Origin of the sequence: Pseudomonas amygdali (assembly GCF_002699855.1) — a bacterium.
Classification (GTDB): Bacteria; Pseudomonadota; Gammaproteobacteria; order Pseudomonadales; family Pseudomonadaceae; genus Aquipseudomonas; species Aquipseudomonas amygdali.
The window spans coordinates 1-22,821 of record NZ_LKBW01000319.1 but is presented as its reverse complement, the minus strand read 5'-3'; the positions used below and the strand labels follow the sequence as shown (position 1 = coordinate 22,821).

The following is a 22,821-nucleotide window of genomic DNA, read 5'->3' as shown; positions in this document are numbered from 1 at the left end:
TTTGGTCGGCATACATGCACCTCTAGCTACATGTTATGCCCGAACACAAAATTTCTGACAGTCTCTTTAGAGGGCAATCTGACGGTACCCCAGCTTGAAAAGGTTGCCGCTCTGACGAATACCCCGTTCGGCTTCCTGTTCCTGCCCGCCCCGCCTCCGATCGAGAAGCCGGTGCTGCCAGATCTGAGGCAGGTCGTGAACCCTGACCCTTTCGGTAGTGATTTCTTTGAGTTGCTTGAGGATGTGAAAAAAAAGCAGGACTGGTTTATCGACTATCTTAAAGAAGCAGGTGCCGACCCACTGCCCTTCATTGGTAGATTTTCTAAAAAAACCCCCATCAAAACCGTCGCCGATGACATAGCGAAAGCTGCTGGCATAACCTACGAGCTTAGAAAGAGCGCTGCGACGGCTGAAAAATATTTTTCTGCCCTGAGCGAGCGGTTTGAAAGTATTGGGATACTGGTACTTAAAAGTGGAATTGTGCGAAGCAACACATCGAAAGGACTATCGGTAGCAGAGTTTCGGGGCTTTGCAATCTGTGATGATTATGCTCCGCTGGTATTTATCAACGGCAAAGACTCGGAAGCAGCCTGGATATTTACCTTAGCGCATGAGATTGCACATATATGGATCGGTGAAAGTGCTGTATCCGACTTACCTGCGCCTAACGAATTCAAAAGCGTTACAGATATTGAATACATATGCAACAAAGTTGCTGCAGAGCTACTAACACCAGCCCAAGAGTTTGTCGAGTTATGGGATAGAGCGCACTCTTTGGATCAGCTAGCAAGGCATTTCAAAGTCAGTCGACTGGTAGTGGCAAGAAGAGCTTACGACCTTGGAAAAATTGACAAGGCTACGTACTCCGGCGTTTACGCCGCTAGTTGGAAAACCAAGACCAGTAGTGGCGGGAGCCCGTATAACACTATCCCAGGAAGGAATAGTAAACGGCTCACGAACGCACTGGTCAAACGTACCATGGAGGGTAATGTGCTGATACGTGATGCAGCCCGCCTTTTAAATGTGACCCCTGGCACTGTCACGAACCTATACAAGAAGAATATTCGGCCTTATGTATAAATATCTTATTGACACGAATATTTTTCTTCAGGCCAAGCACTTTCATTATCGCTTTGATTTCTGCAGCCATTTCTGGACCTGGGTAGAACAAGCCCACTCGGCAGGATTAGTCTGTTCGACAGCGAAAGTAAAAGACGAACTAATGAAAGGCAAAGAAGGGGATGATGTAAAAGTGTGGGCAATAGGCCTACCAGAAACATTCTTTATCCCTGACACCAATGATATGCTGGTGATGAAAAAATATGCTGAGGTCATGGCATGGTCAGCGGGTAGCACGCATTTCAAACCCGCTGCCAAGGTTGAGTTCGCGAAAACTGAGGTCGCAGATGCTTTTCTAATAGCGACGGCTATGGCCTATGGTTTCGAGATCATTACGCACGAACTAAGCAACCCTGAGCAGAAGAAGAAGATTCAAATTCCTGATGCCGCGCTCCAACTGGGTGTGAAGACACACTTTGTGTATGACGTGCTCAGCGAGCATAGCGACCTCAACTTCCTGTTCAAGCATCCGGAAGTCGTGTAGCGGCCAGTTAAAGAGTCACTGAACCTAACTCTGCTGAAAGCAACGCGGCCTTTATTGCATCCGCTGCAAAGGCACCAGCCTGCGTTGGCACCGGCGACGGCCCGTGCGTATGGGTGACCAACTCATTGGCCAGTTGCTCGATTAGATCAAGCGTATCCCCGAGAATGCGCAGCACGTTGACCCCTTCAGAACCGATCCACGTCTTTGGCGCCTGTAGACGTTGACTGATGCCGGCCACGCTAGTGCGCAATCCTTGGACTTTCTCCTGCATGTCGACACCTACCGCCGCGTTGTGGGTTTTGCCCACCACCAGGTTGTAGTCTCGTGCGGTAGCTTGGTGCAGATCCTCCAAAGCCACTAGGCTCGCAGATCCTCCAGACAACAGCTTGAGCGCGCCCAAGGCCTCGATCTTCTTCACCCCACCCACTGACTCGGTCGAATGGTCATCCACCGTCCTGGTGTGGCTCTGGAAGCGCTCGGCGTTAGTCATTGCGTCGACCTCGCGTTCGATCGCCTGATCCTGGATCTTGCCGTCGGTCTTGCGCAACCAGTTGCCGTCCGCGTCGACGCGTTGCTGCACCGCATCGCTGTGTTGCCACACCTGGTCGCCCTTGGGCACCTTCGGCAGCGTCAGACCGTGTGGCAGGATGGTCTGGATGTAGGGCTTGTTAGGCAGGCCATAGGCGAAGCACACCACCACTTGGGTGCCCTCCTCCGGAAAGGCAAAGAACCCCATTTCATCACCACCCACCGGCATGGGCAGCGGCACGCCGGCCAGCACCGGCAATGCCGGATCGATCTCGCCGTCTGGCCCCATCACCTGCAGGTCGACCGAGAAGCGCGGCCGAAAGTCGTCGCAGACGCCGGCACTGGCCGGAGCATCAGCCACGGCCATGACCTTGGCGAAGCGCGGCAGGTGGTAACCGCCGGAAATCTCGGGAAACTGGCGCTCTACACTGCGTTTTATTGCGTCGTCCATTTGATGGCCATCTGTGTGCCGGACAGCGTAACGTTCGTGATCCGCTCGCCCTGATTGATCGATGCGCCTGGTCGCAGGCCTGGTAAGGCTGCGATCATCGCGCTCTGGTTGCCTTGGTAGCCGTCAAACAGGTTGACCGGCAGCTGCAGCGGCGATCGAGCGCCAAAGAAGCTGTCGGCCCAGGCACCGACGAATACTTCGCCGTCACCCTGCTGCTGCCAGACGAAGTCCTTGATGCCGAATACCCGCGCCATGCTGTCCATCGCTTGATACCCGGCCGCCAAGTTGTAGAAAAACGGCGTCCGGACACGGGTGTAGGCCTGATCCGGAACACGGAAGCGCAGGCCTGTCCTGGTGCTGATGTCGGCCAGCACGGCGCGCAGATCCACATGGCGCAGGTTCATCGGCAACGGCTGGGCCAGCACCGCGGCTACTTCACGACACAGCACGACCTGCTCGACGCCGTTGGTGGCCGTGCAGCGCTCCACGTAGCCGATGAAGTGACGCTGCAGGGCCGATTCGTTGTAGCCAATATCAAGCGTCACCAGCCCTTTGACGGTGGCACCGGCCTTGATCGTAAACGTGGCACGGCCCGGACTTTTGAGGTCCAGTCGAACATCGTCGGTGACCAGAGGCACGACCACGCCGCCGATCGACAGCACCTTGTGCAGCTTCATGCTCATGGCGTGCCGCCCAGGTAGTTGTCGACCTTCTTCAGGACCGCTTCAAAGCCGGTCAGCTCTTCAGGCGACGTAACGGATCCACCAGAACCTGCCACACCATCACCAGGCGCTGATTGAGCCGACACGGCGTTGCCAGCGCGCCGGTTCTCGACCTTCTCCGGGTTCGACAGTTTTTCACTCAGGGTGAACTGGACGATCCACTGCGCCAGAGTGTCGTCTTCACGGGCGCTGACGCCGTCCGAGAACGTGACCTGGCGGATCCCGAAGGCCTTGGCCGTGTCGTTCACGATCCGATAGGTGCGTAGCTGGCCACCGCCTTCGGTCGATTCAGCCAGGCGCATGATGGTGCGCAGGTTATCCAGGTTCTTGTAGGGGATCGTCAGCGCGACGGTCAGCGTCTTGGGCTTGAAGCCCTTGTGGGACTTGTCCGTCCCCGAGGTCTGTCCGCCGAGGTCGTCGGCCTCGATCTTGAGGTTGGCCGTCAGCTTCATGCGGTGACCGATGATCTGTTCGCCATTGAGCAGCAGCGTCATAGGCCCACCAGCTCACGAACAAAGCTCAGGCCCTCTGCAGAGCCCACCAGCAGTGCGCCGGCACACAGGGGCCATTCGTGACCAGGTGCCTCGCCTTCGAGCAGTTCGCGGCGCAGCTGGCCCGCGTCACCAGGTCCGAGCGTGCGCGACTGGATCGAGACGTCATCAGCGCTGTTGCTGAACTGGGCTTTCAGGTCGGCCAGTTGCTGGTTGCGCTCTTCGGCCTGCGCCTTTTTTCGCGCCTGCAGATCTGCCAGGTCCGCCATGGGCGAGCTGTCCGCCGCGTAACCCTCCAGCACAGCCAGTTGGCCGGCCATCGACTGGCTGGCCAGCTTCGTGATCGGACAACGCTGCAGCGGCAACTGGCCCCACAGCGGCATCTGTCCGGCGATGGGCATTTCCCACTTTTCCAGCTCCAGGCGCGCCAGGTGTTCGGCCCGACGTTCAGCGCGCACCAGGTCAGGCATGGGCAGCACAACGTTGAAACGGCCCAGCGTGGCGGCAAGCTGATCCAGGCGCGTCGCCAGGAAGATCAGCACCAGGGCGCTCTGCTTGCCTTGGGGCCGGACCGCGTCCGTCGTATCGGTTAACTTGTCGGCAAGCAGCTGCAGCAGGTTCGGCGCAGACAGAAAGCGCTGGTGGCCACCGCTGCCCTGGCCGATGCCGTGCTGGAACGGCGTCACGACGATGCAGGACGGTACGTTTTCGAACTGGCTGGCCAACGCGCTGCGCCCTGCGCTGATCACGGACTGAGCCGCATCGGCGATCAGGCCAGGACTGGTCGTGGCGATATCGGCCAGCATCGAGACGCGCTGGCCGGTGTTCACCATTTCCGTCTGGATCAGATCACGAGCTGTCGTCATCTGATCCATCCACTGCGTGGCCTGCTCAGGCCAGCGCAGTTTGATCGGTGCCCACTCATTGGCCATTGTTCAGCACCGTCTGAATCCAGGCCGGGACAACCGGCCGGCTCGCCTCGATCGGATAGCCCGCGACCTGCGGCCACTCGCGTACCGCCTGACGCCAGGTCAGCAGCTCGCTGAACTGTTTGGCGGTGATCGGCAGCGCACCGCCCAGATCTCGCGCATCGCGGTATTCGGACAACAGCGTTTCCGAGGTCTTGAGGCTGGCCTCAATCCAGAGTTTGGCCAGCAGAGCGGGGTCGGCTTCGACAACAATGTCCTCGGCGTACGCAGTGGAGTCGCCGCCGGCTTCCAAATAATCGATAACGGCCTGATAAAGCGTTGGGTTGTAGTCCTCGGTAACGTGACAACGGTTGCCAGCAACGGTTATCACAAAAGAGCCATCGTTTTTAAAAGCAACGTCTGAGAACGTTACGCCCAACGCTGCGGGCTCCTCAGGCGCTGCGAACACAGGCGGCAAAAACTCTTCGGGGGTTTCGATTACTGTGTCTGTCATGCTGCGTATCTCCAGGCAAAGCCGTAAATAGTGCTGCCGCCGCTGAATGAAATGACCGTTCCACCCGCCGCCTGGCCGCTGCGGCCAATGACGCCGGCGCCGCCGGAGTAGTAGTGCATCAACGAGTAGCACCAGGTGCCGCCTGCAGGCAGCCGCACTTCGGTAGCGGTGACGGAAACAGCCAGAAAGTTGTTGCTGTCTGGGCGGTAGAAGTTCTGTTCGCCCCACAGCAGGCCGAGGTCAGTGGCATCCACCTGTGCACGGACACCTGCGCCGTTGGTGGCCCATCCCAGACGTAATTGGTTGCCGGCCTGATTTGCACCGCCACCCTGCTGCACAGGCGTGTAGCCGATATGCTTCTGCAGGTAGTGAACGGCACCCGTTGCGGTGCGGCGGAAATAAGGCAATTCCGGGTTGTCACCGGCAAAACCTGCAGTCGTGATCGAGTCAGCCGCGATCCTTGCAGACACCAACGAATTGACCTGGGTGACGGTGTAGCAGTCGGTGATCCCATATCCGGCAATGGAATTGGATTTATTGGCCTTTTGACCGGGATCGAACGACTGCTCGGTCCAGATCCGGCCCATGTCAGTGCTATCCACCGTCAGTTTCAGCCCGACGTCCGACCAGCCGATAAACAGCTTGTTGGTGCGCTGGCCAGCACCGCCGCCCTGCTGCGGTGGCGTGTATCCGATCTGCGGTTGAAGGTAGTAAACACCGCCGTTCGACGCACGACGCATATAAGGAAATTGAGGGTTGTCACTCGCAAAACCGATGTATGTGATCGAGTCCGACAAGGCGTATCTGCCCAGCAGCTCGTTCACCTGCGGAACTGTATAGGCGTCGGCAATACCGTAACCGCTGAGGGTGCTGGCTTTATTAGCCTTATCGTTGGGGTTGAACGTGGCCTCGGTCCAGATCCGCCCCAAGTCCTGGCCATCGACGCTCACTTTAAGCAACGAGCCGGTCCAGCCGATGTTGATCTGATTGCTCTTCTGGTCAGGCCCACCGCTCTGTTTCACAAAACTGCCATTCGCATCCACCTTGCTGTAAGCATCGGTGATGCCGTAGCCGGCCAGCGTCGTTGGATTGCCGCCGCTGGTGACCAGCCCTTTTGCGTTGACGGCTACCTTTGTGTACGTCCCCGCCACGACGCCGCTATCAGCCAGCGTCAGGGCTATATCGGTATCACCTGCGCCGTCGTAGGTTCCGACGCCGGTTGCCGCTCCGTTGAACCGAATAGCTCGGGCCGTGGCCAGGCGAGCAGCCCTGCCTACCGTGGTGGTGCCATCAACGATCGCAGCAATGGCCTGGAAGATGGCCGTGCGCACGGCATTGACCATCCTGGTGCTGGCCAGCACAGCGCTGCTGCTGTTGGCAGGATCATCGCTGATCGCGTTCGGCACATTGCTCAGCCCGATGTCCTCCTTGGTCGTCGCTCGGGCGCGGAGCTTCGGATAATCCCCGACGCGCGCCGCGAAATGCTTCACCAGCTCGCTGTCGATCGCCTCGATCGGGCGCAGGTCGACCAAGGTGCTGGTACCGGTGATGTCGGCCAGCGGGACCAGGTAGTGCCTGGCCGAGGCGCTGTCGACGTAGTCGGCCTTCGCTTCCTGGCCGAACACGACCTTGAAGGATGCGACGACATCGTTCAGCTCACGCTGCAGCACCACGTCCATCCAGGCCTTGTTCGGCACCGACGGCACGGTGACCGGCAGTGTCTCGTTCAGCTGCAGGCGCACGCCTTCGACATACGCGGTACCAGGACTGACCTGGTACGTGCTGCCCACGCGCTGCAGCTGCAGGCCGCTACCGAAGAAGCAGGCACGACCGAACATGTCACGGTTGCTCAGCCGCTCGCGCTCGTCGATACCCTTCATCCGGGCGGTGTAGTCGAACTGCCAGGTGCTCGCATCGATCTTGATGTTGGTCAGCTGCTGGGCACCGTCAAACACCACCAGGAAGTTGCGGGTGACGTTGTTGCCGACCTGGTCGGGCAGGATGTTCTTGCGCTTCTGCTGGACCGGCACGTAAGCGACCGACACCAGCACGTCGTCGCTGGTCTCAAGCCCGATCCAGTTCCAGTCGAAGTCACCGATGTCGGTGCCCATCAACAGGCTGTAGACCACCTGGTTCGGGTTGACGAAGCCTTGCTGGGTAACACTTGCCGTGTGGACGATCTGCGCCGCTGGGGGCTTGAGGCCTGCGCGGTTGACGGGACCGGTGACGTTGAGGCCTGGCACGTTGGCCAGGACGAACCGGGCGACGGTCAGAGGCAGGTTTGCCGCTTGCTTCTGGGCAATCAGCTTTTCGCCGGCGAGTGTGATGCTTGCAGCCATGAGGGCTCCTAAAGGCTGGCGACCAGCGTTTGCTGATCGTCATTGAAATCGACCAGGGCGACAGCAAGCCGCACGGGTGTGATGGTCACGAAGTCGTACCGCCTGCAGGTGCGTCCGTACTGACGGATCAGCACGCGCAACAGGTCGGGGTTCTCGGACAGTTGGGAATCGCTCAGGGTGAGCAGCACGACGTCCCAGTCGCGCTCGGGCATGCGTTCCTGGATCTCGACGTAACCGACGCCCAGGCGCTCCAGGATCCGCTTCAAACCGGCAGTGCTGCCGGCGTCCACGGAGTTGATAAAGGCGTACTTGACCCGCAGTCGGAACAGGCTTTCCGGCTCGGCCGTAAACCGGGTGACGTCACGCTGCCAGGCCCACAGTTCCAGGATGGACAGGTGGCAGGTGTCCGCGTCGAACTGCAGGTACGGCCAGCGCAGCCACTCGGTGACCTGCTCCCACCAGATCTGCGCAGTGGTGACCAGCTTGGTCAGCTCCACGCCTTCGAGCCAGAACGGCAGCTTGAGCTTGATCATTGCAGCACCACAGCCAGGCTCTGGATCCGGGGAATGGTCAGCGCTGACACGATGTCGGCATTGGCGAAACGCAACGAGCTGATGTTGGGAAACTGGACGTGCAGCTCTTCAGTCAGCCGGCTGAAGCTGAAGCGGGACTGGGGAAAGGTGCGCGTCGGGGCGTAATCGCTCTGCGTGCTTTCACGAAACGCGGCGCGGATGAACAGCCCGACTTCGGTCTGCAGCGTCTGCAGCTGCAGCGCCGTAAGGTTCGCCACCGGCCAGACGTTGACGCTGATCGCGTGCAGGGTTTCAGGCATGGCCATGGCCAGCAGATCATCACCGTGGCCATGGTTGCCGCCGTCGCGGATATGGGTGTTGATCTGCTCAAGGAAGGTGTCAGCCGGAACGCCGGCGTCGAACAGCACGAACGCATTGGCGCTGCCTGGGCCACGTGGTGCGCCGTGTTCGAAGTACACGCCATCCGCCGCCACGCCTGGAAAACCGGTGATGATCGCCCGATACACCGCGTCGGTGTGCCACTGGTTGACCGCTGAGAACTGGTTGCGGACCCGCAGACGCAGTTGGTCGTCGTGCTCGGCATCCGCGCCTGGCGTCTGCAGCCACTCTGCAGCGTTCACCACCTGGACGATGCCTGGCACCGATTGAGGCAAGACGGCGTAATAACCAGGTGCCAGGTTGTAGCCGCTACCGGCACCCACGGCCCTGACCGGCACGACCAGTTGGCTCTGCCCTTCCTCAAAGCTGCGCGGCTCGGTGGTGACCAACTGATAGATATGGCCGTTGAGCGTCGGAGACTGGACCAGGGTGCCGATCGGCACTTCCAGTTCCCCGCCGGTATTGGCGCGGGTGAACAGCAGTTCACCGGTGGCCACCGTCGCGGCCTTGCGCTCGACGTTGACCGCCCAGGCCAACATGTCCAGCCATTGGTTGCCAGCCGTCTTCACGAAGAAGTTCGGCAGGACCGTGCCGCTGACAAACTCCAGCAGCCACAGCACCGGCTTGGTCACCAGGGCGGTGATGATCCGCCAGAACGGGCTGTATGCGCTGGTGCTGGTCAGCGTGCTGCCCTGCTCGACGGCGAGCTTTTCCCAGGCCTGTTTGAGCTGGGCCTCAGTGGTCGGGATGCCGGAATCACCCAAGGCCTTTTTGAAGTCGACGGTCATAGGGAGATCTCCACCTGACCGAACTTCACGGTCGTGGCGGTCACCAGGTACACGCCCGGCTGCGTCTGCTCGATCTGCGCAGTGCCTGGCACCAGGCGTTCGTCGTCCTCCACCAGCAGCTCCATCTGCTGGATGCAGTCGCGTTGACGCAGCCGGTCGCGCTCGGCCACCAGCGTGATCAGCAGGCCGCTTTCGCGGATCAGGTGCGCGATGTCCTGGGCGATTGAGGCGCGGTCATCCACCAGCAGCGGCTGCCTGGCCGGATCGAGCACCAGGTCGTTGTTCATGATCAACAGATCTACGTATTCGCTCATCAGCCGCCCACCGCCATGGCCATCATGTTTTCCATTTCCAGTGGGGTCATGGGTTTGGACGTGTGGATCTCGACCTTTTCCACGCGGATGCCTTGGCGCTCATGCGGGTTCAGGGCGTTGTTCTGGTTCTGGAACGTTTGCATCAGTCCTCCTTTCGGGACGGCTGTGGGTTTGGTGGGACTGATCGAGGTATTGGCCGAAACCGCCTTGCGGGCTTCGATGCCTTTCTCTGCCTGGGCAGGCAGCTGAATGACCTTCTCGACACGCGCCGGCAACCCGGTGGTGGCCGGCGTCGGGAGCGCCAGACCGGCCGGTGCCGGCGGCAGCTTGATCGGCTCGCCCTTCTGGATCTGCGGGACCGGCATCTGTAGTGGCTTGAAAGGCAGCACGTTGGGTTGCAGCACGCTGATCGGCGGCGCTGGCAAGACCTGGACCTTCGGCGCCGGGATCTGCGCCGGCGCCGCTCGGGTGACGGCATCCGGCACCAGGGCCAGCGGCTTGGGCGGCTGGCTGGCCGGTACCGGCGCGGCCGAGGCCATCTTGGGCCCAGGCGCTGTGCCCGCTGGGGGTGTAGCCACTGCAGCTGGCAATTGCGGACCCGGTGTCACGACGGGACCAGGCACCTCCGGCACCTTTGGTGGCTCCGGCAGATCTGCAAACGTCGTCTCGATGTTGACGCCGGGGATCTTGTTGGCCATCTGGATAAGGCCGTTGATTGCGCCCTTCACCGTGGCCAGGATGCTGTCCCAGGCCGTCTTGGCGATGCCGGACCAGCCGCCCATCGAGCCGAACCAGTTGGACAGCCCGGCCAACTGATCGCTGATCCACTGGAACGCGGTGGTGTTCATCAAAGCCGCGCACAGCTCGTCCCAATACACGACCGCTGCTACAACGGCGGCGGCCAGCAGGACGATGCCGGCGACAATCAGCAGCACAGGGTTGGCCCACATGGCGGCGTTGACCAGCCAGATCGCGCCCTGCCACAGCAGCATGCCGGCCCGCACCAGGCCCATCCAGGTGTACAGGACCACCAGGCCTGCCGCGAAAGCTGCGACCAGCACGGTGTGGAACAGAAACATGGCAATGGACTTGAAGCCCTGCCAGTTGAGCAGCTTCCAGACCGTGAGCATGCCCAGCCAGACCATTTTGCTGACACCGACCACTAGGGTGAGCATGGACATCGCGGCGATGAAGCCAAAGACCACCAGCGTCGTGATACCGATGATTCGTGTGATGTTCGGGAACAGCTGCGTCCAACGGGTCAGCGTCTGGGCGATGCCCACCAGGCGATCCATCAGCGGGGTCAGGGTCGGGATCAATGACTGGCCGAACGCGATGCGCAGCGCTTCGACGGCTTTGCCGAACTGCTGCCATGGATCGACCATGGCCTTGGCCATCTTCTCGGCGTTCTCCAGACCCCGGACCTTGCCCAGCTCGCTGATGCCGCTGCGCAGCCGGTCCGTGTCCTTGGCCAGCGCGCCGATCACCTGGGCACCTTCACCGCCGAACGCGTCCATCAGTTTGGTGCCGGCAGACGCGCTGGTCAGGTCGCCATATTTGGCGGTCAGCTTGTCCAGGATCTCGATCATCGGCAGCGCTTTGCCGGTGGAATCAGTGAATTTGAGGCCGGTTTTCTCGGCCGCTGCGCCCATGTTTTCAAAGAACGCCTTGTAGCGTCCGCCGGCATCGCCGCCTTCCATGGTGCTGGACAGCGAACCGATCACGGCCATCTGCTCGGCCACGCTGACGCCGGCCTGCGTGGCGATCGCACCGACCTCTTTGAACGCGTCCTTGAGCTGCGCACCGTCCGTGCGGAATAGCTTCACGGCCAGCGCGGTCTGCCCAGTCAACTGTTCGACCCATTCGACCTTACCCATCTTGTCGGCTTCGGTCTTGAACAGGTTGTACATGGTGCCCAGGTACGCGCCGGTGGTTTCAGCGTCGGCCTTGGTGACCTTGGCCAGCAGGTTGCTGGAACTGGTGATGGCGGCCAACTGGCCGCCGACCAGGCCCTTGATCGCGCCATCGATGACGCGGGACGAGGCCACGAACTCGGCGGCGCTGGCAGCGTAGGTGATCGAGAATTCCAGAGCTTTACTGTTCAGGGACGCCAGTGCGTCCTCGGCAGTGCCCAGGGCGCGCATGTCACCCAGCGCCCGGTTCACTTCCAGCGCCGGCTCCAGGGATTCAGTGATGGCTGTGCCCGCACCCACCATGCCAGCCAGGCCGGCGCCCATCTGGATGATGTTCTGCTGACTCTGGGCGGCAAGGTCGCTGAAACTGGTTTTCACCTTGCCCAGGGGCGCACTGACCTTGTCGGTCAGGTTCAGGATGAAAGCCAGGCGGGCGGAACGGTCAGCCATCAGGGTTATCCGTTAAAGGCAGTGGAGATGCCGTTGGCCACGGCGATCTCCATGCGTCTCCAGTGTTCGTCTTCAAGCCACTTGGCGGTGCCCATGACCTCGATCGTGGGTTCTGCGCCAGGCAGCCAGCGGTGGGTCAGGGCCAGCAGCTGGCCCAGCCCGTCTTGGGTCAAGCCTTCGGCGTGTTCGAGGACTTTTTTACGATCACTTCCACGTCCGGCGAATACTCTTCAAGCAACGCGCCGGCCAGGGTCATGGTGGTGATCGGGTTTTCCAGCAGCACTTTCAGTGCGGCCTTGTCCTCGTCCTTGACGGTGCCCATCAGCAGGTTGTGAGCCGGGGCGACCTTGTTGGCCTGGGTGGTGGCGTTGAAGTACTTGGTGATGACCTGGGGGCTCAGGTTGAACGTGAATTCCTTGTCGCCACGTTCCAGGGTGATGCTGCGGTTTACTTCGCTCATGTCAGTATTTCCGTAAGGTTGAGTTGCAAAAGGTCAGGGTTGTGCCGGCGTGCGTTGCACGACCTGGCGGATGTAGTCCTGCAGGGCGAGAATCATTTGGCGGCTGCGGGCAAGCTCGTCTCGTAAGGTGAAATAAGCCGATCGAGCGTCGGTTGTGAGTTCGGCGGTTCCTGCATCAGCCAGGCTGGCGGTGCCGGCGGCACCGGATCCGGCTGGACAAGTGGCGTGGACACGCAGCCGCTCAATGCCAGCAGCGACAGCGCGCTGCAGATCGCTGTTCTTGGTAAGCGCACGGTTCAATTCCTTCGTGTGTTGGGTGTCGAGCTGGTCACGCGCTGCGAGCATCTCGCCGCTGATGCGTGCGGCTTCGCGTAAGCCATCGCGCTCGCTTACGGCGCTGTCGCGCTCCTGGACAACGGTTTCGTACCGACCAAGCGCCCAATCGACGGCAAGCCAAATGACGAGGCCGACGAACAGGGTGCGAAATAGCAGCTGCAGCGGGCTGATGGTCATTTCAGGCAAAGCCTCATTTCAGCCAGCCGGCGGTTGTGCAAGCCACGCACGAAGGTCTTGCGGCCATCGCCACCGGTCACATAGGCCCACACCGGTGTTGTTCCGTCTGCAGACCAGGCCAGCGCCTTGCAACCCTCAGCAATGCGGCCCGCGTTGATCAGGCCCACGGCACGGCTCGCGCACGTCGTCGGCACACCGAAGTTGTGGCCATGGCTGCTCAGGGCATCGAACGTGTTCTGTCCAATCGCCTGGTTGGTCAGGCAGTCGGCCAGGCTCAGTTGCCCCTTGGCGATGACCAGGCTTTCCACCTCGGCGCAGCGCGCGTCGGACCAGAAGTCACCGACCCGCACCGGATCCGGGCTGGTGTACCGGGTGATGCCCTTGCAGACCGTGGGCAATCCGCCGGCCAGCTTGTCGGCATACACCACGTTCTGGCCATTGCCTTCCCACTCGCCCAAGAACGCGGTCAGCGTGCCGCTGCAGACCAGCAAGACACCGGTAAGAATCTTGACGCGCAGGCTCATGGCTTGATCCTCCAGTCACGCAGCATCTGGCGGTACTTGGGAATCAGCAGCAGGATCTGCAGCACCATGTAAATGGCGGTCAGCATGTAGGCCACCGACGACCAGTCGACGGTCCCTGTCGCGCCCGTGGCGGCCACGCCGATGGCCGTCGATGCCTTCACCAGGGCGATGGCGGTGTCCTGCGCGACCTGATTGGTGCTCATCGGCGCTGTCCTTTTTCGGTCAGGGATTGGCAAGGCACGCAACGGGTCATGCCGCCCAGCGCCTGGCGCGCCGATGGTATCTCCTTGTCGCAGTCCTGGCAGTGGGTGAGGCTTGGCCCGCTCGCTCGCGGCTTGGCCAACTGGGCCGCAATGGCCTGGTCGCGTTGCCGCTGCTCCAGGGCCTGGGCGCGATCGAACGGGCAGACCATTACGTCAGGCCCTCGATTTCAGCAGCAGCCAGGTATGGCACGCCGTTGATCTTGATGAAGTCCGGACTGGTGACATCGAACGGCACCTTGTGGGTGTTCTTCGCGCCGCCCTTCGGATCGATGCTCAGCAGGCTGGAAACGCGGACCTTGCAGCCGAACGCCTCGATGCGCAGTTCCTCTTCGCCGGCCTTGGCAAAGAAAACGATGTCGAACGGCTCCAGCTCGCGGAAGCTGCCGGACGCTTTCGCCTGCTCAATCAGCAGATTGAAGTTGGTCGTGTCCAGCTCCAGTTCGCCAGCTGCAGCCACATCGCCGTCGACGTGGCCGTTGGGCACGCCCTTGGTTTGGGCCACGGTGCTGTTGTCCGTGATGTCCAGGGTGCCGGCCTCGACGTGAACGAGCAGATCGCCCAGGTTCACGTCGAAGTTCTTACCGCCAATTTTTGCGGCCATGGGTTACTCCGAATCCGTAACGGAAAGGTCCAGCGCGATGTTCGCGGTCAGGTCTTTCGGGCAGTTGAGGGGGCGCAGCTTGAGGTAGGCCACGACAGAGGTTTTGCTCGTCCAGGTCAGCACGATGTCGCCGTCCTTGGGCTGCTCGATCTCGCCTGGAAACACCTGGCCGGCGAACTTCGTGGACTTGGCCATCGCACGCAGCGGGGCCATCAGCTTGGACGTGGTGGTCGCCATGCTGTTGGCCGAGCTGTTCAGCGTCCGATCACCCACATAGCGGATCAGCAGGATCCGGACACGGCGCGCAGCCTTGTCCACGACGCGCAGGTTTTCGATCACCTGGAAGTCACTGCCTGGGGTGTCCAGCAGGCTGCCGTCGCCCCAGTAGGTGCCGGGATAGTCCGGGTAGGTCTGCGGTACCGACAGACGCGCTGCGTCCAGTTGCGTCAGGACAGCGGTGGTCAACGGAATACCGTCCAGATCCTTGGGCTCAGCGCCCAGACCCACGACCGCGCCGGTGGCCACACGCATGGGGGTGTCGGCAACGCTTACGGCGGCGTTGGCCAGACGGCCGGCGAGCACGCCGAGGTTGTTGCCGTGCAGTTGCGGTACCGGCAACACGCGAGGCGCGGCCAGGCCATCGACGACGGCTTTCTGCTCGACGACGTAAGCGCTCCAGGTCTGTTGGGGAGCGATGCCGGCAGTGGCAGCCATGACGAAGATGCGTCGACCCAGCTTGTTGCTCAGATCGGTGGCGGCGACGTGCATCGCCGACAGCTCGGCCTGGGTGGTCGACGGCTTGACGATCACGACCGCTTCGAAGGAATACGTGCGGGTCGCGCTTTCCAGCGCCTGTTGCCAGGTGACGTCGTCTGCGATCGGAGCGGCCACGCAGGCCCAACGATCGCCGCCGTTGCTGCGCGCTGCCAGGATCTGGGTTTTCAGGTCGCTGTCCGGAACGCCCAGCTGGACGTCCAGATCGCTCTGGGTGTCCAGCGGGACCAGCTTGCCGACGTTTTTGGCAGCGGGACCGATGAACAGGAAATAGCGTTCGATCTCGGTCACGGCACCTTGGCCGAGGTTGAGATTGTTTACGCTGACTTTGCCGAGTGCCATAAAGCGGTGCCTCGTTAGCGGGGTGAAGTTAGGATTTGTTGCAGCACCAGGTTCACCAGCTGGCTGGTTTCGCTGTCGCTGGCACCGAGGAACTGACGCGCAGGCAGCTTGATGTCCCAGCTTTGCGCACCCGTGGATTCGGCTCGTTCGTCGTCCAGGACGCGGATCAGCAATCCCGCCCTGGCGTAGTTCAGGTGTTGCTGGATCCACGCCACGGATGGGCGGTTCAGGGTCTTTTTGCCTTCCTGGCGGGTCTTGAAACCCAGACGGCGCAGGCGCTTGGCCTGCTTTTCGGTGGCGGCGGTGCCCTCGGGCACCTTGTTCCACTGGCGCATCTGCGCGGCGGTACGTCGCTCGGACACACCGTTGTGTTGCTGCGAAGCAACCCAACGGGTCAGGGTGTTGCGCCAGCCCAGTTCGGCCTCGTTACCGGTCAGCCGGGTGACATCGAGCAGCTTGCCCAGACCCGCTTCCATCTTCTTTTTGCCCTTGGACGTGTCCTTGCGGGCTTCGAACGGGGTGCCGTCCAGGTTCTGCTGATTGCGGATCCGCTGCCTGCTCAGGCTGCGCACGCGCTTGGCGACGTTGTTCAGCAGCCGCTTACGCTTGGGCGTTGGCAGTCCCAACAGGGCCAGCAGATCCTGGGCATCGAGCATGCCGCGAATGTCCAGATCGAACGTGCTACGCGCCATGGCTGGTCACCTCGCCCGACTCGGCCACCCACAGTTCGAAGGGCACAAACGACCAGGTCTTGCCGTAGGCCTCGATTTCGCCGGTCAGATCCTCGGCCAGGCACTGGGCCTCGGTGAACTGCAGCTTGATGTCGACGTCAGCCAGGTCGTTGTCGAGCATGGTCACGTCGAACACCACATTGGGCAGGCCGTCGCGGTCCTGATCGTGGGTTTCCAGCCAACTGCCCACCAGGGCGAACAGGCGCGCCGGGTGATCCGCGAACCGCTCGATCGCGATGGTCGCGCCATAGTTCATGTCACCCATGTGCATACCGTCGGTGTCGGGCTTCCAGATCAGCTCGACCTGCACCTGGTCGGTCCAACTGTCGAGCTGCTCCGGGGCGACCAGCTGGCGATCGAGCAGGTAGGCGGTTAACGCCTTGAGCTTGATCACAGCAGTGCCACCGTGATGCGGCCACGGCCCTGCAGCGACCGAACGGCAGCCTGGCTGAAGGCGAGGAAGGTTTCCGAACGCTCGGGCAGCTCTTTGCCAATGTTTTCGGCGCTTTCACGGCGATTGACGGTGGCGAACTGGGTCAGCAGGCTGGCTTTGGCCCGGCTGTAAACGGCACGCTTGTACGTGGCCGCCTGAAAGGTGCGCTCTGGCAGGACGGTGGTGTCTGCGGACTCAACGTTGGACACGCCAGCGCCCTGCCATCGCGCTTTAAGCTTGGCCAGGTCGGTATTGACCTCGACCATGGCCATGGTCAGATCAGCCGTCAGCATCTCGACCAGGTATTCCGCCGGCAGGCGGTAACCCTTTTGAAACTCGGATACGGACAAGTCGGGCCAAAAGCCGTCGTTCTCGATCCGTTCGTCCACCAGCACCGTGGGTTTTCCGGAAAAGCTCATACACTTTTCCTGTCACTAATGGAGGAACACGGGAAATGGACGATGTAGACAGGAATATCATCTGCCTTAAGGAACGACTTAGAGCTCGCGAGATGGCTATGAAGCGAAAACAGACCCTGACGGAAAGGAAACTCAGACAGGCGCACTCGCTGGCCCTGATGTGTCTGGAAACTCAGGATCTTCCGCCTGAAGCAGTTGCAGAGGCGCTGAAGATTTCTGACCGGTACGTGGAGACGTTGAGAGGTTGTATCCAGATTCTTGGCGGCAGTAATCTGGAGACCACCGTGACCTTTCCCGAGGGGAAGGTGGCTGTGGATAAGCTCTCGCAGTAACCCGTTAAACATCAAAAACCTCTCAAAAGCCCCGCCGAAGCGGGGCTTCTTGTATTAGGGGCGGGAAAACTGTTTCAGTGGGTCAGGGCCATAAATGGTTGGCTCACATCCACAGTTTCTCGCCGGGGGGGGGGGTAGTCGGTTATTCGGTGCCGTTGCCGGCGTTCTCTTTGGCCTGGACCTTGGCCAGTGCCCTGCGGCAGTCATTCAGGCGCGTCCCTACGCCGATGCTTTCGTAAAGCGCTTCTGCCCGTTCGAAGTGAGCAATTGCGACCGGCCAGTCCTGGCGGTTCAGCGCAATCAATCCCAGCAACTTGTGGTAGCGAGCCGGAATGCGCTCGAAGAGCTGCCATTCCCCATCCACGCGGGGCAACAGGTTGGAAACGTAGGGCTCCGGGCTGCGCCTGGCCTTGAATTCAGCCTCGGCCCAGTCGATCACCTCGTCAGCAACGAATGTCGGAATGTCGCGGTTGAAACGCTCAGGCAGCGCCTGGCCCTGGGACATGGCGAAGTCAGCCAGCTCCAGGCCCTGGGTGAACTGCTCGGTGTCGAATAGCCAGATCAGGACATACGCCAGCACCGAGTTCTGGAAATTCAATTCCGAATCGCGGTAACGCTGTACGTATTCCAGGTACTTGGGCAGCAGCTCTTCGCGCTTGAGGGTCTGCCGTTGTTCGCGGCTATTGATTGCGCTGATGCGCTCCAGGTCGCCCGCCAAGGCGTCCTCCATCAGCTTCAAGTGCTTGCGGGCATTGGCAGGACTGGACAGCGCGGTGTCAGCCGAGTAAGCCATGCGGGCACCGGCGCTCGCGGCCGCTGGGCCTTCGGCGATCACACGGCGTTTGTGCGCCAGTGCCAGGCTCATGCTTTCACCACTGCAACGTTTTCAGCCATGGCGAACTTTTCCAGTTGCTCGATCACATAGCCTTCGTTGCGGCTGTTGTAGTCCTCGACGCGGGAGCGCTTCGGGTTATCAACGGTCTGCTTGCGCCAGCTGGAGTCCTGGAAGTAGATCGACAGGTTGTCGAGGCTGGTGACCACCACGGCGTTGACCGGAAAGAACGGCACGCTGAAGCTCGGCAGGCCACCATAGGTTGCGATGACCTGAGCGTCTTCGATGCGTTCTTTTTCAGTCGGCACGTCGCCTTGTTTGGCGTACAGCTTGGCCTTGTCAGCGGCCAGCAGGTCGCTGCCGATGATTGCGATCAGATCGCCGCCATCACGGACACGCTCGTCAACCATCTGCCTGGTGTCGTGCACCAGGGCGTCGAGGTTGGCATAGTCGCCACCGTCGCCAAGACTGATCTTGCCTGCTTCCAGGCCCTGACTCAGCACCTGTTCCGGGATCTGCTCACGAGCGATCTGCAGCCAGCCCTTGTTCACGTCTTGCAGCATTGGGAAGGCTACGAGATCAGTCTGGACAGCAGCGTGTGTTCCGTGAAAACCCACCATCAAACGATCAAGCGCGATCTGCTTTTGCACAGCAGCGGAGTAACGCTGCTGGAAGTCCGGGAACTTGGCCCAGGCGTCGATCTTCGCGTAAGGCAGGCTGACGTCGGACTCGGTGGAAAACAGCTCGTATTGGCTGTCATCCAGCGCCGAACCGTCCTTGGCTTCGCGGTCGGTGGTCTTGGTGTTGGTGCGACCGGTCACAGGACCGGACACGCCGAGGAACACCTTTTGCCCCTTGATCTCGCTCACGGGGATGACGTTGATGCGCTGCAGGAAATCGGACTTGTGGGTGATCGCCTCGTTGAGTTCCTGGGCAATCGAAGGCTCGACGCTGAACGTCTTGCTGGCCAGCTCGACGCCGTAGGACTCAGCCAGGGAAACCTGCAGGGCCGCGAACATTTTCGCGCCGTAAGCGCTCAGTGACTGGGCCATGTCAGAGTACCCGCTTCGGTTTCGGGTCATTCGCACCGGTCGTGCGCGACAGATGGCGACCTTCTGGCTTGTCCACCAGTGCGGAGAATCGCGCCTCAAGTTTGGCGAGGCCGGCAAGAACAGCAGCGTTGCTGGAGGCCTTGCGGCTCAACTGCTTCTCTTCTTCGGCGGTGGCCACGATGCCGTCGACGGCTGCCTGCACGTCATCGATCGGAGCCTGGTCAGGGGCTGGTGGGGCTTCTGCGAAGCTGTCGATCAGCGCCTGAATGCCGGCGGCAATGATCAGTTGCTGTTCGATCAAGGCCTGCAGCGCTTTGGCTGTAGCTTCATCCATTGGGGGTTTGCTCTCGATAGGGGTTTGCGGGGAGGGTTCTTCTGGCACCTCTTCAATGCCAAAGCGCTTGAACAGGCCGGTGAACAGGTTGAACAGCTTGGCCACCTCGCCCTGCGGTTCCTCTTCACCGATCGTCCCGAACGGGACAGCCGCCGCGTAGTGCACGGGCTTGCCTGTCTTGCGGGAGAAATAGAGTTCCTGGGTGCCCAAGCTCGCCGGCTCGTCAGTGACGGCCAGCCCGGTCAGGTAGGCCCTGCCGGTGCCCGCAAAGTCGGGCATGATCTCGAAGCTTTTCGCCCTGGTCGTTAAGCCACAGCAGCTTTTGGTTGGGCTTCAACTGCGCTTCCAGCGCGACCTGGCCGGGGGCCAGGCCCTCGACATCTTCGATCAGGCGCACGGCGAACACGGTGCCGTAGGAGCCTGGCCAGCGTTCATGTTCAGCCCAGATGGTGGCCGTGTAGGTGGCGGTGCTGTACGTCTCGGCGATGTCGCGCAGTTCCTGGGGCGTAATGACGCGACCATCGACGGTAGGACCGCTGGTGGCGACGCGTTTCCAGAAGCTGACAAGGGAACGGGGCATGGGAGGAACTGCGCTCATCGGTTGGTTGAGGCCCCAAGATAGGGAGCCGCAACCCTTCCAACAAACGGTTTACTTTCGCGCTTCTCCTATATTCAAGTTCTAGGAGAGACGCGGAATTTAACAGCACGTTTTCCGCGTTTTCGCCGCATAGACTGCGGCCCATGTACTACTCAACCGAAGTCAAAGAAGCCGCCAAACGCCTGTTTCTGCGCCGCCACAAGGCCAAGGAAATTCAGGCGCAACTCAACCTGCCCAACATCGGGATCGTCTACCACTGGATCCGCGTCGGTGGCTGGGAAGACATGCTGACGGATGAAGAGCCGCTGACTGCAGTCAGCCGGCGGATCACGCTGCTCCTTGAAAAGACAGAGAGCCTCAGCAAAAGCGATCTGGACGAGTTGGACCGGTTGACGACGGTTCGAGAGCGGCTGGCCAAGCAATGCGCAAAACCAGCTCTTGCGCCGGCGCGTGATGAACAGGATGACGATGGCCATCGACGTAACGAGCAGCGCGGCGAGCGCCGGGATCGCGGCAAGCGCGACGGCAAGAAGCGGGAAAAGAAGGTCAAGAACGATGTCAGCGAACTGACCGAGGTCGACTTTCTCGACAAGTTCATCAGCAAAATGTACGGCTACCAGAAAGAGCTGTTCGCGGCCAAACAGAACCCGCTTACCGCTAGGATCCGGAACATCCTCAAAAGTCGCCAGGTGGGCCTGACGTACTACTTCGCCGGCGAAGCCTTCATGGATGCAGTGCTGACCGGTGATAACCAGGTGTTCCTGTCGGCCAGCCGCGCCCAGTCCGAGATCTTCCGCAGCTACATCATCGCCTTTGCCCAGTCCTGGTTCGGCCTGGAGCTAACCGGCAACCCGATCGTGCTCAGCAAGGACGGCAAGCCGTGGGCCGAGCTGCGCTTTCTCAGCACCAACAGCAGCACCGCACAGGGTCACCATGGCCATGTGTACGTCGACGAATATTTCTGGATCCGCGACTTCGAGAAACTGAACACCGTGGCCAGTGCCATGGCGACCCATAAGAAGTGGCGCAAAACCTACTTCTCAACGCCCAGCGCCGTCTCACACCAGGCCTATCCCTTCTGGCAGGGCGAGAAATTCCGCAACAGCAAGCGCAAGGCCGCGAAGGATCCTTGGCCGAGCGATAAGCAGATCTCAGCCGGCGCGCTGTGTCCGGACGGTCAATGGCGCAAGGTGATCACCATCCTGGACGCGATCGCCGGCGGCTGCGATCTGTTCGACCTTGAGCAGCTGCAGCTGGAGTACGACGACGACAAGTTCCAGCAGCTGTTCATGTGCAAGTTCATCGACAGCAGCCAGAGCGCTTTTGCCCTGGCGGATCTGGAGCGTTGCTATTCCGACCTGTCGCTTTGGGCCGACTTCGATCCGGACGACCCGCGCCCTTACGGCAACAGCCCGGTCTGGATCGGTTACGACCCAAGCCGGACACGCGACGACGCAACCTGCGTGGTCATCGCACCACCGCTGGAGAACGGCGGCAAGTTCCGGATCCTGGAGAAGTACAGCTGGCGTGGTCAGTCGTTCAAGTACCAGGCCGAGCAGGTCAAAAAGCTGACCGAGCGCTTCAACGTCCAGCACATCGGTATCGATACGACCGGCATCGGTTACGGCGTTTTCGACCTGGTGCGCGACTTCTACCCGCGTGCGACCTCAATCCATTACAGCCTGGAAACCAAGAACCTGTTGGTGCTCAAGGCGCAGGACACCATCCAGGGCAGCCGCATCGAGTGGGACGCCGGCTGGAACGATATCGCCCAGGCCTTCCTGACGATCAAGCGCGGCACGACCGCCAGCGGCCAGGTCACCTACAGCGCTTCGCGCACAGACGCTACCGGCCACGCGGACGTGGCCTGGGCGGTCATGCACGCCCTGCAGTACGAACCCCTCAACACGGACAAAAAGCGGCGCAGTCGCTACGCACTCACTGGATCAACTTCCCATGGCAAAACCAAAAACCCTGCAGCAGGAAAAACCGGCGCAACGGCCCATGCGAGCGTTCACGTTCGGCGCGCCGGAATCGGTGCTGACCGACAACATCGCGCAGTACCTGGGCGTATTCCCCAGCGACGACGGTCGTCTCTACACGCCACCGGTTTCGCGCAGGGGCCTGGCAAGGCTACTCAAGGCCAACGCGCACCACGGCGCGATACCAGGGTTCAAACGCAACCTGTTGCTGCGTGAGTTCATCCCTTCAGCCGGCCTGACAGTGGCCGATATGAGTCGGGCTGCGTTGGACTTCATGGTATTTGGCGAAGCCTACTTCTACCGGGTACCAAATGCGTTCGGCCAGATCCTGGAGCTGCTGCACCTGCCCGCCATCAACATGCGCGTGAAGGTTGACGGCGGTTTCGCCCAGTTGGAGCAGAACGGGCGGGAAACCGAGTTTGAAGCGCACGAGATCGAGCACGTCCTCAACTACGACGTCGAGCAGAACATTTATGGCGTACCGGAGTATCTGGGCGGCCTGCAGGCGCTGCTACTCAACGAGGCCGCCACGCTGTTCCGCCGGCGCTACTACAGCAACGGTGCGCACGCAGGCTACATCTTCTACACCAACGACCCGAACCTGACCGAGGAAGACGAGGACGAGTTGCGTGTGAACCGCCCCGGGTTTCTCGGAGACTCCAACCTTTGAGAGGATGGAGCGATGAAAAAACTACCGAA

27 protein-coding genes and 2 pseudogenes are annotated in these 22,821 nt (G+C 61.0%); 5 read left to right on the top strand and 24 right to left on the bottom strand.

Annotated features, from left to right (window positions below; all coding sequences use genetic code 11):
* Together AO277_RS26370 and AO277_RS26365 are read left to right on the top strand one after the other, a co-directional pair.
* The coding region (locus tag AO277_RS26370) for an ImmA/IrrE family metallo-endopeptidase (protein ID WP_257214250.1) at positions 1 to 1,080 on the top strand (1,080 nt) is incomplete at its 5' end.
* On the top strand, positions 1,073 to 1,603 hold the full coding sequence (locus tag AO277_RS26365) for a DUF4411 family protein (protein WP_044319044.1): 531 nt from the start codon (positions 1,073 to 1,075) through the stop codon (positions 1,601 to 1,603). The genes AO277_RS26370 and AO277_RS26365, both read left to right, overlap by 8 nt.
* Positions 1,604 to 1,610: 7 nt before the next feature.
* Here the strand turns inward: AO277_RS26365 and AO277_RS26360 are convergent, their stop codons facing one another.
* From AO277_RS26360 to AO277_RS26265, 21 genes are read right to left on the bottom strand one after another with little or no spacing between them, the layout of a single operon-like run.
* A complete protein-coding gene (locus tag AO277_RS26360; protein WP_044319045.1) occupies positions 1,611 to 2,582 on the bottom strand; it encodes a phage baseplate assembly protein V in 972 nt (323 codons plus the stop codon).
* Positions 2,567 to 3,265 carry a hypothetical protein gene (locus AO277_RS26355; protein WP_044319046.1) on the bottom strand — a complete coding sequence of 233 codons (699 nt, stop codon included), beginning with the start codon at positions 3,263 to 3,265 and terminating at the stop codon, positions 2,567 to 2,569. The genes AO277_RS26360 and AO277_RS26355 overlap by 16 nt, the downstream gene beginning before the upstream one ends.
* A complete protein-coding gene (locus tag AO277_RS26350; protein ID WP_044319047.1) occupies positions 3,262 to 3,798 on the bottom strand; it encodes a baseplate complex protein in 537 nt (178 codons plus the stop codon). The genes AO277_RS26355 and AO277_RS26350 overlap by 4 nt, the downstream gene beginning before the upstream one ends.
* The gene (locus AO277_RS26345) at positions 3,795 to 4,727 is read right to left on the bottom strand and encodes a hypothetical protein (RefSeq protein ID WP_044319048.1); all 933 of its coding nucleotides are present in this window, start codon (positions 4,725 to 4,727) and stop codon (positions 3,795 to 3,797) included. Before AO277_RS26345 ends, AO277_RS26350 begins: the two co-directional genes overlap by 4 nt.
* Positions 4,717 to 5,217, bottom strand: a complete 501-nt coding sequence (locus AO277_RS26340; protein WP_044319049.1) for a hypothetical protein — start codon at positions 5,215 to 5,217, stop codon at positions 4,717 to 4,719. The genes AO277_RS26345 and AO277_RS26340 overlap by 11 nt, the downstream gene beginning before the upstream one ends.
* Entirely contained in the window at positions 5,214 to 7,556 is a 2,343-nt protein-coding gene (locus AO277_RS26335) for a phage tail protein (protein ID WP_044319050.1), read from the bottom strand. Before AO277_RS26335 ends, AO277_RS26340 begins: the two co-directional genes overlap by 4 nt.
* Before the next feature lie 8 nt (positions 7,557 to 7,564).
* Positions 7,565 to 8,089 (bottom strand): phage tail protein, encoded by a 525-nt coding sequence (locus AO277_RS26330; protein ID WP_029242418.1) that lies wholly within the window; start codon positions 8,087 to 8,089, stop codon positions 7,565 to 7,567.
* Complete coding sequence (locus AO277_RS26325) at positions 8,086 to 9,255, bottom strand: baseplate J/gp47 family protein (protein WP_044319051.1); 1,170 nt, start codon at positions 9,253 to 9,255, stop codon at positions 8,086 to 8,088. Before AO277_RS26325 ends, AO277_RS26330 begins: the two co-directional genes overlap by 4 nt.
* Positions 9,252 to 9,569 (bottom strand): DUF2590 family protein, encoded by a 318-nt coding sequence (locus AO277_RS26320; RefSeq protein WP_025994401.1) that lies wholly within the window; start codon positions 9,567 to 9,569, stop codon positions 9,252 to 9,254. Before AO277_RS26320 ends, AO277_RS26325 begins: the two co-directional genes overlap by 4 nt.
* Positions 9,569 to 11,932 carry a phage tail tape measure protein gene (locus AO277_RS26315; RefSeq protein WP_044319052.1) on the bottom strand — a complete coding sequence of 788 codons (2,364 nt, stop codon included), beginning with the start codon at positions 11,930 to 11,932 and terminating at the stop codon, positions 9,569 to 9,571. The genes AO277_RS26320 and AO277_RS26315 overlap by 1 nt, the downstream gene beginning before the upstream one ends.
* A gap of 5 nt (positions 11,933 to 11,937) precedes the next feature.
* Positions 11,938 to 12,081: a DUF6890 family protein gene (locus AO277_RS28670; RefSeq protein WP_371411891.1), complete on the bottom strand. Its 144-nt coding sequence runs from the start codon at positions 12,079 to 12,081 to the stop codon at positions 11,938 to 11,940.
* Positions 12,082 to 12,101: 20 nt separating this feature from the next.
* On the bottom strand, positions 12,102 to 12,392 hold the full coding sequence (locus tag AO277_RS26310) for a putative phage tail assembly chaperone (RefSeq protein ID WP_044319053.1): 291 nt from the start codon (positions 12,390 to 12,392) through the stop codon (positions 12,102 to 12,104).
* A gap of 33 nt (positions 12,393 to 12,425) precedes the next feature.
* Positions 12,426 to 12,905 (bottom strand): lysis system i-spanin subunit Rz, encoded by a 480-nt coding sequence (locus AO277_RS26305; protein ID WP_044319054.1) that lies wholly within the window; start codon positions 12,903 to 12,905, stop codon positions 12,426 to 12,428.
* Positions 12,902 to 13,429, bottom strand: coding sequence for a lysozyme (locus AO277_RS26300; RefSeq protein WP_025994405.1), 528 nt, complete (start codon positions 13,427 to 13,429; stop codon positions 12,902 to 12,904). Before AO277_RS26300 ends, AO277_RS26305 begins: the two co-directional genes overlap by 4 nt.
* Positions 13,426 to 13,632, bottom strand: coding sequence for a hypothetical protein (locus AO277_RS26295; protein ID WP_044319055.1), 207 nt, complete (start codon positions 13,630 to 13,632; stop codon positions 13,426 to 13,428). Before AO277_RS26295 ends, AO277_RS26300 begins: the two co-directional genes overlap by 4 nt.
* Positions 13,629 to 13,841, bottom strand: a complete 213-nt coding sequence (locus AO277_RS26290) for a TraR/DksA family transcriptional regulator (protein ID WP_025994407.1) — start codon at positions 13,839 to 13,841, stop codon at positions 13,629 to 13,631. Before AO277_RS26290 ends, AO277_RS26295 begins: the two co-directional genes overlap by 4 nt.
* Complete coding sequence (locus AO277_RS26285) at positions 13,841 to 14,293, bottom strand: phage protein (protein ID WP_025994408.1); 453 nt, start codon at positions 14,291 to 14,293, stop codon at positions 13,841 to 13,843. Before AO277_RS26285 ends, AO277_RS26290 begins: the two co-directional genes overlap by 1 nt.
* A 3-nt stretch (positions 14,294 to 14,296) precedes the next feature.
* Positions 14,297 to 15,409 (bottom strand): DUF2586 domain-containing protein, encoded by a 1,113-nt coding sequence (locus tag AO277_RS26280; RefSeq protein ID WP_044319056.1) that lies wholly within the window; start codon positions 15,407 to 15,409, stop codon positions 14,297 to 14,299.
* 14 nt (positions 15,410 to 15,423) lie between these two features.
* Complete coding sequence (locus AO277_RS26275) at positions 15,424 to 16,101, bottom strand: phage virion morphogenesis family protein (protein ID WP_044319057.1); 678 nt, start codon at positions 16,099 to 16,101, stop codon at positions 15,424 to 15,426.
* Positions 16,091 to 16,534: a phage tail protein gene (locus AO277_RS26270; protein WP_044319058.1), complete on the bottom strand. Its 444-nt coding sequence runs from the start codon at positions 16,532 to 16,534 to the stop codon at positions 16,091 to 16,093. The genes AO277_RS26275 and AO277_RS26270 overlap by 11 nt, the downstream gene beginning before the upstream one ends.
* Entirely contained in the window at positions 16,531 to 16,992 is a 462-nt protein-coding gene (locus tag AO277_RS26265) for a head completion/stabilization protein (protein WP_044319059.1), read from the bottom strand. The genes AO277_RS26270 and AO277_RS26265 overlap by 4 nt, the downstream gene beginning before the upstream one ends.
* Before the next feature lie 35 nt (positions 16,993 to 17,027).
* Here AO277_RS26265 and AO277_RS26260 point away from each other — a divergent pair, with 35 nt between their 5' ends.
* On the top strand, positions 17,028 to 17,324 hold the full coding sequence (locus AO277_RS26260) for a hypothetical protein (protein ID WP_044319060.1): 297 nt from the start codon (positions 17,028 to 17,030) through the stop codon (positions 17,322 to 17,324).
* 142 nt (positions 17,325 to 17,466) lie between these two features.
* Here AO277_RS26260 and gpM read toward each other — a convergent pair whose 3' ends face one another.
* From gpM to AO277_RS26245, 3 genes and pseudogenes are all read right to left on the bottom strand, one after another.
* Positions 17,467 to 18,189 carry a phage terminase small subunit gene (gene gpM / locus AO277_RS26255; protein WP_044319061.1) on the bottom strand — a complete coding sequence of 241 codons (723 nt, stop codon included), beginning with the start codon at positions 18,187 to 18,189 and terminating at the stop codon, positions 17,467 to 17,469.
* Positions 18,186 to 19,208: a phage major capsid protein, P2 family gene (locus AO277_RS26250; RefSeq protein WP_044319062.1), complete on the bottom strand. Its 1,023-nt coding sequence runs from the start codon at positions 19,206 to 19,208 to the stop codon at positions 18,186 to 18,188. Before AO277_RS26250 ends, gpM begins: the two co-directional genes overlap by 4 nt.
* A 1-nt stretch (position 19,209) precedes the next feature.
* A pseudogene (locus AO277_RS26245) lies at positions 19,210 to 20,122 on the bottom strand (GPO family capsid scaffolding protein).
* Between the two features lie 161 nt (positions 20,123 to 20,283).
* Here AO277_RS26245 and AO277_RS26240 point away from each other — a divergent pair.
* Both AO277_RS26240 and AO277_RS26235 read left to right on the top strand, forming a co-directional pair.
* Positions 20,284 to 22,338 (top strand): terminase large subunit domain-containing protein, encoded by a 2,055-nt coding sequence (locus tag AO277_RS26240; RefSeq protein ID WP_044319063.1) that lies wholly within the window; start codon positions 20,284 to 20,286, stop codon positions 22,336 to 22,338.
* A pseudogene (locus AO277_RS26235) lies at positions 22,265 to 22,786 on the top strand (phage portal protein); the annotation flags it as partial. The gene AO277_RS26240 and the pseudogene AO277_RS26235, both read left to right, overlap by 74 nt.
* Positions 22,787 to 22,821 lie beyond the last annotated feature (35 nt).